We start from the raw sequence: 11,899 nt of genomic DNA on the forward strand, positions 1-11,899 counted from the left end.
CTTATTCCGGCGGAATCAATTTCATAGTATTTATCGTCATCTCAGATCGGCGGAATCTTCCTAATTCGCCAGAATCAGATACCTCGCAATTTGAATCGAATGTGAACAGAGGCAATCCGGAATACCCGAGTGCGCTTGAGATTGTAGTATCCCGGTACTCAACGGTCAGACAGGGCGACCATGGCGAGATATTCATCCGACCGGAGCGAAAAAGACATGAATCGGACCGATGATAGGTCATCAACAATCATCGTGTTTGATACGGACTGTGTGCTCTGCTCAGCATGGGTTCACTTCATCCTCAGGCACGAGCGGGATCAGAAGATAAAGTTTGTCTCGGCTTGGTCAAACGAGGGGATGAGTTTGGCGGCCCGGCACAATTTGACGGTGGATGATCTCGATGAAACCTATCTGGTGGTAGAAGACGGGCGTGGCCTTGTTCGCTCCGATGCTGGGCTGGCACTGCTCGGGCACCTTTCCATGCCCTGGCGTACTCTTCGTATTCTGTCCATCTTTCCGCGATCGTTTCGCGACATCGTTTACGCATTCATCGCTCGCAATCGCTATCGCTGGTTCGGTCATAGCGAAAACTGTTTCGTGCCGCCTCAAGGGCAGAGCCACAGGTTCGTCAACGGCGCGCGGTCAGCGCCGCGTTCTCCATTTCAAGACAAGTCCTCCGGCCGGCCGGAGTGAGAAGCGCGCCATAGGTTTCGGTAGCCGGTCGCATGGGGCCGGCACCATGCGCTGCAGTACAGTCGCCAGCACCAGGCCGGTTTCCATCAGGCCAAAATTCTGCCCGATGCAGACACGCGGTCCGGCGCCGAAGGGCAGATAGGCGTAAGGCGGCCAATCCGCTTCGCCCATGAAGCGGGCGGGATCGAACCGCTCAGCGTTTTCGAAGAAGCGGTCATCGCGTTGCGTGATGTAGGGAATGACCTGCACGAGGTCTCCGCGCCGAACCCGATGCCCCTCTATATCTACGTCCCGCAAGGCCTCGCGAAGAAAAAGCGTATAAGCGGGCGGATAAAGCCGCAAGGTTTCCTGGAGTATGGCCATGATCGTCGGCAGCCGCACGAGATCGGATGCCCGGGGCCGTTCGGAGCCAACCACCGTGTCCACCTCCTCGATCGCGCGCTCCAGCCAGACCGGGAAGGCGGTAAGCATCGCAAATGCCCAAGTCAGCAGCGCGCCCGAAGTTTCGTGACCGGCAATCAGCAGGCTCATGGCGTCGTCGCGGATCGCTTGCACGCGACCTTCGTGATGTTCGATCAGGCTGGAAATGAGATGGGCTCCCTCGCCCGCGGGCTGCTGCAGGGCGGTGGAAACCAGTCCGGTAACGAATTCCTCCATGATCTTCATGGCGCGATCCTTGCGGCGCGCGATCGGCAGAGGCAGCCAACGGGGGATATTGATCAGCGACGTCGTTTCGGCAAAGGCAACATCGGAGAGATCCTGAACGGCCATCTCGATCTGGTGTCCGAGCGTCGGGTGATCCGCGCCAAACATCGTGCGGATGGCGATGTCGAGAGACAACCTCGCCATCGTCTGGTCGACATCAAACACGACTTCGCCACCTCGACTGGCCTTGCTCGCAACCATCTCGCAAAGCCGTTCCGTCTCGGCCACCACCAGCTTGCCGTATGCGGGCAGGCGTCGCGACTGGAAGGCTGGCAAGACCTTGCGTCGGCGATCGCGCCAATGATGCCCTTCCGCAAGAAGAAGGCTGTCGCCATTCCATTGACGCAGGACATCCATCATGCGCCGGAAACGGATGAACTCGCCGGCCTGCTTGGTCAGCACTGGCTCGATGGCATCGGGGTGGAAAAGATACCAGATCCAGTAGGGGCCAAGTCGTAGCCTGACGACGTCCCCACGTGATTTTTTCAGATGCGCGTAGAATGAAAGCTGATCGGATCGAATGCGAATGAGATGATCGATCCCGAGCAGGAGCGAACCTTGCCGCGGCCTCTGCTTGCGTGTTGAAGTGCTCATGCCGCTGCCGCCTTGGACGAAAATGCCCGGAGACAGAGCGTCGGCAGAAGAAACAGGTGGCCGATCAAGGCCGTGACGAAATTGCCGTGGGTCAGCGCCATGCATAACGCGGCCACGCCCGAATAGGGCGTGTAATCGTCGGGATGCATGTAGGACGCACAGGCGGAGCCTTGGTTGATCTCCAATGCCGTTGGCCCGATCCGCTCGATGACCATTCCCGTCAATCTGTCGGCCAGTCTGTCCGTGTTCAGGTGGACCCTGGCAGTTGCGGTGCAGTGCGGGCGCCAGAGTGGCAACCACTCCGGAACGGCATTTCGATACTCCACCCATCCGTGGGGAAACCGCTGTTGCAGGTCATGCCGGTGGTGCCAGCGAACGATCCCCTCCACGAATATCCAGGCCATGACGGCCGCAGCGGCGATCCATATGTTGCCGAGGAATACCCCAAGCACGGTCCAGGAAAGCGCCGCCGACAGCTGCATCGGGTTGCGGATATAGCTGTATATCCCGGTCGTCACGAGCCTTCGGGTCGGGTCCAGTGGTATCGCCGTGCCCAAGCCCTGAACCGCAAGCATCTGTACTGCAGACAGCCCGATCACGAAGCTAATCAAAAGACCGCCGAGCAAACCCGCCCAGCGCCAGGCCGGATGTGTCGTGATTGCCCATTCTCCTCCCATCGCGGCCATGATCAGCGATGGCAGAATTCCAAGCGAAAGGCAGGCATACATGATGGCCAGCAGGGCAGCGCGGAAAGGCAGTAGAATATTGCGCTCCGTCCAGCGGGCCAGATAGAGCGAAGGGACATGTGCGGTGGCAAACACGAAGCCGATACCGAACATCCAATTCGGGCCGGCCGATACCAGAGGCGTCAGGGAGGTAAACAGAAGTCCGTGCATCACGACTGCGATTAATGTGCACATTAGAACCGGGTTCGAGCGAGGAAACGCAAGGTAAAGCACCGGGCCGAAAAGGATTGCTCCCCCGAACAGAATGTCTGCAGGAATGCCGTTCAGCATCAGGGCATTCCACCCATAGCTCCACCAGCCGGCCGCGATAGCCAATGTGTGTGTCGCGAAGACGGCGGACAGTCCGTAGAGAAAGGCGAAGAATGCCGCCACCTGTTGGCGGTGCGAGGGACGGCGCCAGTACACAAGGAGTGCCAGCAGGGCGAGCGGCTCCAGCAGGAGAGCCCATCGCAGCAGCCACATCAGCGGTTCAGGCAAAAGCAGGTTCATCTGACGGCGATCCAGCGCTTTACCGTGGAACGCATGGGCGCGGGAACGCGTGTCTCGAACATCTCGACAATGAGAAAGGCAACCGGGAAGCCGAGTGCGAGATGAAGGCCGGCGGCAGGCAAGGCAATGATCATCAGGATTAGAACCATCGCCGCGAACCGCATCATGAGGCCTTCCGATGTCCGGGTCGCCGGCATGCGGATCAGGTACGCGAGGGCAGCGCCAGGCAGAACGACCGTCATGGGGAAAGCGAGAAAATCGTCAGGCTTTCCTTCTGCCAGCCCATAAGCTGATTTGATGAGCCTGCTCAGTGCAAGCCCGGCGGCAAGAGTGCTGATGACAGCGCGTACCGCTGGCCTCAATTGAAATCGTAGATCTTGCAACGCTGTCTCCATGCCGAGGTGACGTTCGCACATATCAAATATGATTTTCAAATCTCTGAAACCGGCGGATCAAATACCAACCATTTTGCTTACCATAGCGAGTGCTTCGATTTCCTACCAAGCCAGATCTTCAAATCAGAGCGTCTTCCAACTGTCATTCTTGGGGAGCATTCTGCAATCTGTAGCGATTGATTGTATCCAAGTCGAAACGTCGGCTGTGAGGTCAGAATGGCGCAGACACCTGACGGCACGCTCATCAGCGATACGACTTGGCAAAAGGCTGTGGCCCGCGAAGCGGTCATTCGGCGCACCGCTATCCTAAAAAACTGACCGCCCCGGAGAGATTTGCCGCGTGCAGAGAGTTGGGCCTCAAGCCAACAAGGTTCTATCAGCTGCTCGGCCTCAATGACGAATGAGGCCAAATCGATATGCCTCGTCCAGCAGGTGGCGGACCGAGGAAGGCTGCCTTTTTCGCCCACCACGCGCCGGCCGCTCTCCCATCTGATCCACTTGGGCGGCAATGTCGCGTAATGACAGGCCAGGATCAGCAATGGCAATCGCCGCAACCAGCTTCATCAGGTGATCTTCTGGGGCACGGCGCAGGGAACGCGTGATCAGCTCGGGCTCGGCTAGCTTCTCGCGAACCATCCGATGCACCGCGCGGCGCAGGCGTTCCACCGTCCAGTCATGGCGCGGGCGATTGAGGACCCGGACGACATTGTCCCAGCTGTGCTGAGGCCGGAGTTGCCGCACCATCGGCAGCCAGGTTTGGGCGGACGAGATCAGCTCGCCGAGATAGAGCTGCTCTCTTGCGTCGATACCGCATTGATCGCTTCTGGCCGCCGCTCTCGAAGGCCGGGACTGCCCGGCAGCTTGCCACGCGCTTTTGCCGCCTTGATGCCGGCCTTGGTTCGTTCGGCGATCAGCGCCCGCTCGAGCTGTGCGACGGCTCCGAGAACCTGAAGGGAAAACATGCCCTGTGGCGTGGAGGTGTCGATGGTATTGCGGATCGATCGGAAATGGACACCGCGTTGTTCAAGGTCCTCGATCACCTGCAACAGATGACTGACCGAACGGGCGAGGCGATCCAGCTGGACGACGACAAGCACCTCGCCGGCAACGAGTTCGCCGAGCAGTCTCGTTAGAACCGGCCGGACCCGCGATGCACCGGATCCGTGCTCCTGGAAAATCCGCTCACAGCCGGCAGCGCGCAACTCGTCCATCTGCGCGTCATGGACCTGATCATCGGTCGAGACGCGTGCGTATCCGATAAGCCGTTTGAGTGTTGACGGCGGGTTGGCGGCTGACCGCTTTGCCATGGTTTTCTCGCGCATTTTTGAGGCGCTTTGTACAGATAAGGAATGCATGAGAAAATGGTTCTTTGTAAGCGCCGTTGGAAATAAGAGTTGTTCTAAGTACTTCGTTCTTTTTTTGTCGCGCAGGAGCGTACAGACGAAGCGGCTTGTTGACTCATACAAACATAGGTTGTCAGAATAACGAATTGCGTGATTCTGACACGATAGAAGTGCACCTCCTGGAAGAGCAATGGTTTATAATTTTTCTGGTTTCTCGGCTCAGTCTTTTGAGCGACTGATTCAGGCCTTGGTGGCCAAAAAATTTGGCGCTGCTACGCAAGTTTTCGGAGCAGGGCCAGACGGTGCGCGTGAGGCGGCCTTCGAAGGAAAGTTAGAAATCAACCCGCAGCAAATCTGGGAAGGTTATGTTGTTGTTCAGGCCAAATATCAGCAGTTTCCCGGAAGGCCGGCGGAAAATGCGGCTTGGCTGAGAACACAGCTCGACGAAGAGTTCAAGAAATTCGAAGATCCTTCTAAAGGGCTTCGCCGCCCGGATTACTACGTTATCGCCTCGAACGTCCGTTTGAGCGCCGCTGCTGCAAACGGCGCCGGAAAAGGGGGCGGGGGCATCGACAAGCTCCAAAAGTATCTAGTGGAAAAGAAAAATGCCCTCGCAATGAAGGGGGTCGTGCTTTGGCATGCTGATGTCTTGAGCGCGCTACTAGACGCCGAACCTGATATCCGAACGAGGTTCAGCTGCTGGGTCGACCAGGGTGACGTTCTTTCTGCAGCACTGCTTCACTTGAAAGACAAAGACATCGAAACCTACGTTCCGGATTTCCTGAGGAGCCAGTTTCGCAAGAGCCGCGATGTTAAAACGAAGGACGCCGGCCAAACTACTGGAAAAAAAGTTGTCCTCGATGACATATTCATAGATCTACCGTTGGACCAATATAGCCTGATGTCCGAGAGTTTCGACTTCTTCGATGATGTCGAGGCGGAAGCCCGTGCAGAGCAAACGGCTGAACAAGGCATGGAGCAGGCCGACTTTGCATATCCTGGTTCCGACGAAGACTACTCCCCCGACTTCGACGGCGACAATCGTTCTTTCGTCGTGAAGAAAATTGCAGAGCGTTGCTTTGACAAGTTCGATGCTGTGGGGAATCACGAATGTCTCCCGAGAAACAGTTTGAAGAACAGCGTCGTGCTGATGGGTGGACCAGGCCAAGGAAAGTCGACGGTCTCGCAGTTCCTCGGCCAGATCTTTCGAGCGAGACTATTGCAAGGGCTACCCGACAATCAGTTGGATTTGGAGCCCGCAATTGAATTAGTTTTGGCACGGGCTAAGGAAGAGGGTGTACCGCTGAATGGCCCAGCGCGGTTTCCTATCGTTATCGATCTGCCTTCATATGCAGATGCGCTGAACCGAGCAGTTAACGCTCATAGCAATATGCCGCTGCTCCGATATATCGCTAACCAAATTGCTAACGGAATGGGCGAATTAACCGCGAACGCCTTAAGACGTTGGCTCGCTTTGGTACCGACAATCTTTATCTTGGATGGTCTTGATGAAGTACCTCATTCAAGCAACCGAAAGGAAGTTGTAGACGCCATCAATCAACTAATGGATACACTGTCTGCCGACAAGGTCGATCACTTTACGCTTGTGACTAGCCGCCCCCAGGGCTACCAAAACGAGTTGAACAGCAAGGTGTGGTCTCATTGGGAGATGGCGGATCTGGCACCAAAAGATGCGCTGAGATATGGTGCCCAATTAGCGTCTGTTCTCGTTAGCGATGAGACGAGACGACAGGAGATAGTAGAAAACCTCGTATTTGCGTCTACAGAAGAGGCTACTTCTCCGCTGATGACGAGCCCCTTGCAGGTTTCGTTGCTGTTCGCGCTCGTTGAAACACGTAATAATATTCCCAAGGATCGATGGACGCTTTTCTATCGATACTATGAGATTCTGCGTGATCGGGAAATTGCAAAGGGCGGTGATAGCGGCAAGCTAATTGGCCAGTACAAGAGTGAGATTGATCGGCTGCATTACGAGGCGGGGTATCTGCTGCACCTGCGAGGAGAAAGCAGTGGTGGAGCTGACCCCTTTTTCTCGCTCGAAGAGTTTTCTTCGATCGTTGCAAAACAGCTGGATCAATCGGAATACGACGTGGATTCTGACAGACTAAGGGAGGATATCGTCAGCCTCGCAACCACGCGACTTGTCTTTCTGCGAGCCAAAACAGATGGCCAAATCGCATTTGAAGTTCGATCCCTTCAAGAGTTCATGGCGGCGGCACGCCTGATGGCCAGCCCGGAGAGCATGATCAAAGGTCGTTTGAAGGAGATAGCGGGCATATCCCACTGGTCGCATGTCTTCAAGATCGCCTGCAGCAAAGTGTATTCCTCTGCCGAACTGGAGTCTCTTCGGGAAGAAATACTAGCGATACTCGATTCGGTTGATGCTGGCGACGTAGCCCAGGAAGACGCCGTCATTCATAGTGGGGCGTTGCTTGCCGCCGAAATGCTGGCGGATGGAGTTCCTGGAGCGGTACCGTCCTCCAAACGAAATCTTATGGTGCGGGCTCTTCGGCTCATAGACACCCCGTACTTTCAAGGTCCACTTTTGCTCGCAAAGGCTACAGACCAAGCAACGATAAAAGCAGTCGAACGGGCGCTGGTTCAGTCTTTGAGAGACAAAGAGGGGTCCGCGCGCCAACGTGCATTCAAACTCCTTGCATTTTTGACGCATTCGGAAGACAGCGCGGTTAGGGCTTGGGCCCAAGGTCTATTTTTGGAATGGGCGCCAATCGTGGACGAAGATGCTCTCAAAATCGTCGACTCGAAATCACTTATTCGCAGTTCAAAGCTAGTCCGGGACTGGTTGCGAACGGCTCTTTGGCGTGCACCGATACAGGTCGTCCGCGAATGGTCCGATGCTGTTGATGAGGATGGTTCCGATTCGTCGGAGTGGTGTCAAATCTTGGGGGCCCAGGACATAGAAAAGTCCTATGCCTATCTCCTTACATCAGATGGTAAATCAACGAGTGTGCAGCTCGGTTTTCGGCGTTACGCGCAGACTATCGAGATCGTAAGACCACCGGAATCTGCCCACCTTCAATGGCATATTCTTCATCGGTGGCGGCAGATTTGCATTCAGCCGACGACGCGCGTCCTAGCAGACTTCATTCGTGCGCTCTCGCCAGAGCAAGTGGAAGCCATGCCGCTGCGCGAATTGCCATGGATTGTAGCCCACATGATCGACAGACATCGACAAGGAAGCTCGCTAGCGGCAATCGGAGATGAGATTGAAGCTGGGCTCTTTGGGGAGCCAGAGCGCTGGTATTCAACTGAGAAGCGGTGGGCTGAGACCGGTATCTTTGCCGAGGAGTTGCAAAGCGTAGATAGCAATCAGCTTCGATTGATTCCTACCACCTTCAAGTTCTACTTCCGAAGAATTGGTGAAGGAGTTCCACTCGAAGAGAAAGTCGAGAATGTTTCGACCATTTACCAAGTTATCGCGAACTCCGAATCCGCACAGCCATTCTTTGAAAGAATACTGGTTGGCTACTTGCGTCGGCATCCGGGGATTGCTGTTTCGGATTCGATCGTCACTCTTCTCCAACGGAGAGCACCGTCGATCACCGGCCGGCCGGCTATAGTTCAAGAGCTTGCAGCAAATCTTGGATTGGCGTCTTCGCCGTCGCAAAGCGCTATCCTGGCCGAGAATGTACAAATTCTTACAAGCTGCCTCACGGAGATCCCCGCAGCGTCCATATCAAACAAGTTTCAGATTGATGTGATTTTGAGAGAGGTCCGAACGAACCGAAGCTTACTTTCGCTGCTGGCTGGTCCGCCGCAGCTCCGTGCGAAGAGAGCAGCCTGGTTGGACGAGCTTCCCGTGGAGCTGTTGGAAGTGCAGAGCGGAGACACTGGCCTTGTGCGGGAGGCGATCGCCATTTTGCGATTGATGCTTGCTCAGGACGCCCAGATTGCGGACATCAGGACAATATCACCAAATCGACTTCGTATCCTTCTGGGAAACACTGGGCACTCGTCCGAATATGTGACGGACGTCTTGAAAGCCGTATGCTACCAACGACTAACTGCGACAGGCAGAGGCGATGTTCACTATGCCAGTGCGCTTCAAAATGTGCTGCGCGATGCGATGCGAAAACGTATGTCTCGGTTCGGGAGACCCGAAATCTATAGCATGCTTAGACTTCCTTCGCCGGTGTGATCCACTCAAGCGATGGCTATGTATCGGCAAGCCTTGGCGGGTAGTCGCAGGTTTGCATCTTTACAAAGGTGCAACGTGGTTGTCGTTAGATTAGCAATCTTGCGGCTCGGCCGCTCTTTCGCTCGGCGTTGTTGTAATAGGTCGCCGCCTGCGCCACCGATTTATGCAGCGACTGCTGCATGGCTTCCTGCAGAGGAATACCGCGGTTAGCCGCCTCGGTCAGATAGCCAGACCGGAGCCCGTGCGCCGAGAATGCCTCTGGTTTGAGCGTAAGCGGTTAGCCGACGGCGTCTGGTTTGAAGTTCCATGGCATGAGCAGCTCAATATCGGCGGCTGGCCAGCGATTTGCGATGCGGGTGAGCGTCTGGGATAGCCAGGCAATCGGATCGACGTTGTTCATTTTTGCCGTCTGCAGAAGTGTGGCGATCGTCGCCCATGTCTCTCCGCCGCCTGCGCTACCGGCAAAGAGACTATTCTTCCTCGTAATGGTTTGGGGTCGGATGGCACGCTCGACTATGTTGGAGTCGATTTCGACGCGACCGTCCGTCAAGAAGTGCTCCAGCGCCTCCCGGCGTGTCAGGGCGTAGCGTATCGCCTCAGCAGTCTTGGACTTTCCGGAGACTTTGGAGAGTTCCTTCTCCCACAASTGGAASAGATCGGCGACAATGCCAGCGGACGTCTCCTGACGGCGCCTCGCGCGCGTTTCGGCATCACTGCCGCGGATCTCGTCCTCGACCTTCCAAAGTTCCGTCATSGCTGTGATCGACGCCGTTGCAGCGTCATTAATGCCGCCGACATGCAGCTCGTAGAACTTTCGGCGTAAATGTGCCCAGCATCCGGCMAGCTTGATCGTTTCATTGCTGCCGGACTTGGCGCGCTCCTTGAGCATGCTGGTATAAGCCGAGTACCCATCCACTTGCAGGATGCCGCTGAACCCGGCGAGATGACGCGCGACACACTTGCCACCCCTGCTGTCTTCGAAGCGATAGGCAACCATCGGCGGGCCAGACCCGCCAAACGGTCGGTCATCGCAAGCGTAGGCCCATAGCCACGCCTTCATCGTTCTACCAGAGCCGGGAGCCAGCGTCGGCAAGGTGGTCTCGTCCGCAAAAACCCTCTCTCCGGCTTTGATGCGCTCCAGGATGTAATCCGCCAGGATCCGCAACTCGAAGCCCAGATGCCCCATCCATTGGGCCATCAAAGAGCGGCTGAGAACCACGCTGTCGCGCAGATAGATCGCCTCCTGGCGGTAGAGCGGAAGACCGTCGGCGTATTTGGACACGGCGATATAGGCCAGCAACCGTTCGCTCGGCAGCCCGCTTTCGATGATATGCGCGGGTGCCAAAGCTTGCAGCACACCGTCACGTTCGCGGAACGCATATTTTGGGCGGCGTGTGACGATGACCCTGAACTTCGGCGGTATGACATCAAGCCGCTCGGATCGGTCCTCGCCGATCAGAACCTTTTCCAAGCCTTGACAGTCGTCGGGGATCTCCGGCTCAATCACTTCCTCGATGCGTTCGAGATGGGCAGCAAAACCTTTGCGAGGCCGCGCCTCCCTTTTTGGCCGCTCTTTGCCCACTTGGCCGAGTTCGCTATCAATCGCCGCAAGGCCAGTCTCGACCTCCTCAAAAGCGAAGTCTATCTGCTCGTCGTTTATCGCCAGCCGCAGTCGCTCGGAGCGCGTCCCGTTTTGGGCCCGCTGCAAAACCTTCAAGATCGCCGTCAAAGTGGTGATCCGCTCGTCGGCTTTYTGTTGGACAGCCTTCATTCGGGCAATTTCGGCGTCAGTCGCAGCCTTCTCTGCGTTCAAAGCGATGATCATCGCTTTCAGCGCATCGAYGTCGTCAGGAAGGTCGGGACCGGGTAAAAYCATGCGCGTAATAGAGCATARAATCAGCCGATTTCCCAACACTTACAGCAACATGATTCAWCTTGCCGCACRTCGYCWTCAGCCGATCGAAAGTGGCCGSCGCACCTTGGCGGGGCGGATCTTTTTCCAATCCATTCCGGCCAGAAGTGCCATYAATTGCGCATGGTCGAGACGGACGCGGGCAGCAGACGGGACAGGCCAGCAGAAGCCATTTTCTTCGATTATTTTGGCGTAAAGGCAGACCCCACTGCCRTCCCACCAAACAATGCGGATCCGGTCTGCACGTTTCGAGCGGAATACATAAAGMGCACCACTGAAGGGGTCGAGGCCGCCATCGCGCACCAGGGCCATCAACGATGCAGCGCCTTTGCGGAAATCGACGGGCTGACACGACACGTAAACAACAACACCCGAAGCGATCATGCCTGCCGTACCGCCCGGACAATGCCGCTCAGCAGCGCCGGATCGATCGAAGCGCTGACGCGAAGTGTCGTGTCGCCCAGCTGGATCTCGACAGTGTCCGTCCGCACCGTCTCGAAACGAGTAAAGGCCTCCTCGTTTTCGGTTGCTCTCAGGCGCTGAACCGAACCAGATGCGAGGGCTACTCGCCGCCATCCAAAGAGCTGCGACGGGTCCATTCCATGGGCACGCGCGACCGCAGAGACATTAGCGCCAGGAGCCAGAGCTTGCTCCAAAATCAAAGCCTTGTCCTCATCTGACCACGACTTCGGTTTCCGCCGCGTTCGCACCGGCTCCGCCGTCAGAATTTCGAACGTACGACCATGATTCATATCTTCACTCATAGGTTTCCCAGCATGATTCATGCTGAAAATGAGCGATTTCGCGTCTCGATGCTACGTGGGATGGCCTGTCCGCTTACG

At 56.4% G+C, this 11,899-nt stretch carries 8 protein-coding genes and 2 pseudogenes; 2 read left to right on the top strand and 8 right to left on the bottom strand.

Features of this window, described 5'->3' with window-relative positions; translation table 11 throughout:
• Nucleotides 1-216 precede the first annotated feature (216 nt).
• Nucleotides 217-693, top strand: coding sequence for a thiol-disulfide oxidoreductase DCC family protein (locus QD461_RS23975; protein WP_414089981.1), 477 nt, complete (start codon nucleotides 217-219; stop codon nucleotides 691-693).
• Here the strand turns inward: QD461_RS23975 and QD461_RS23980 are convergent.
• The 4 genes and pseudogenes from QD461_RS23980 to QD461_RS23995 form a co-directional block, all read right to left on the bottom strand.
• Nucleotides 643-1,992: a cytochrome P450 gene (locus QD461_RS23980; protein ID WP_414089982.1), complete on the bottom strand. Its 1,350-nt coding sequence runs from the start codon at nucleotides 1,990-1,992 to the stop codon at nucleotides 643-645. The two genes, QD461_RS23975 and QD461_RS23980, sit on opposite strands and share 51 nt — an antisense overlap.
• Nucleotides 1,989-3,227, bottom strand: coding sequence for a methyltransferase family protein (locus tag QD461_RS23985; protein WP_414089983.1), 1,239 nt, complete (start codon nucleotides 3,225-3,227; stop codon nucleotides 1,989-1,991). The genes QD461_RS23980 and QD461_RS23985 overlap by 4 nt, the downstream gene beginning before the upstream one ends.
• The gene (locus QD461_RS23990) at nucleotides 3,224-3,610 is read right to left on the bottom strand and encodes a hypothetical protein (protein WP_414089984.1); all 387 of its coding nucleotides are present in this window, start codon (nucleotides 3,608-3,610) and stop codon (nucleotides 3,224-3,226) included. Before QD461_RS23990 ends, QD461_RS23985 begins: the two co-directional genes overlap by 4 nt.
• Nucleotides 3,611-4,012: 402 nt before the next feature.
• A pseudogene (locus QD461_RS23995) lies at nucleotides 4,013-4,929 on the bottom strand (recombinase family protein).
• Nucleotides 4,930-5,155: 226 nt separating this feature from the next.
• Between QD461_RS23995 and QD461_RS24000 the strand changes: the two are divergent.
• Nucleotides 5,156-9,145, top strand: coding sequence for an NACHT domain-containing protein (locus QD461_RS24000; protein WP_414089985.1), 3,990 nt, complete (start codon nucleotides 5,156-5,158; stop codon nucleotides 9,143-9,145).
• An 85-nt stretch (nucleotides 9,146-9,230) separates the two neighbouring features.
• On the opposite strand, the pseudogene QD461_RS24005 reads toward QD461_RS24000, so the two are convergent.
• From QD461_RS24005 to QD461_RS24020, 4 genes and pseudogenes are all read right to left on the bottom strand, one after another.
• Nucleotides 9,231-9,413, bottom strand: a pseudogene (locus QD461_RS24005) (integrase); the annotation flags it as partial.
• A gap of 9 nt (nucleotides 9,414-9,422) precedes the next feature.
• On the bottom strand, nucleotides 9,423-11,021 hold the full coding sequence (gene tnpC / locus QD461_RS24010; protein WP_414089986.1) for an IS66 family transposase: 1,599 nt from the start codon (nucleotides 11,019-11,021) through the stop codon (nucleotides 9,423-9,425).
• Nucleotides 11,022-11,096: 75 nt separating this feature from the next.
• On the bottom strand, nucleotides 11,097-11,441 hold the full coding sequence (tnpB, locus tag QD461_RS24015; RefSeq protein WP_183941229.1) for an IS66 family insertion sequence element accessory protein TnpB: 345 nt from the start codon (nucleotides 11,439-11,441) through the stop codon (nucleotides 11,097-11,099).
• Nucleotides 11,438-11,809, bottom strand: a complete 372-nt coding sequence (locus QD461_RS24020; protein WP_414089987.1) for a transposase — start codon at nucleotides 11,807-11,809, stop codon at nucleotides 11,438-11,440. The genes tnpB and QD461_RS24020 overlap by 4 nt, the downstream gene beginning before the upstream one ends.
• Between the last annotated feature and the right edge of the window lie 90 nt (nucleotides 11,810-11,899).

It is taken from the genome of Rhizobium sp. BR 314 (assembly GCF_047445805.1).
Classification (GTDB): domain Bacteria; phylum Pseudomonadota; class Alphaproteobacteria; order Rhizobiales; family Rhizobiaceae; genus Rhizobium; species Rhizobium lusitanum_B.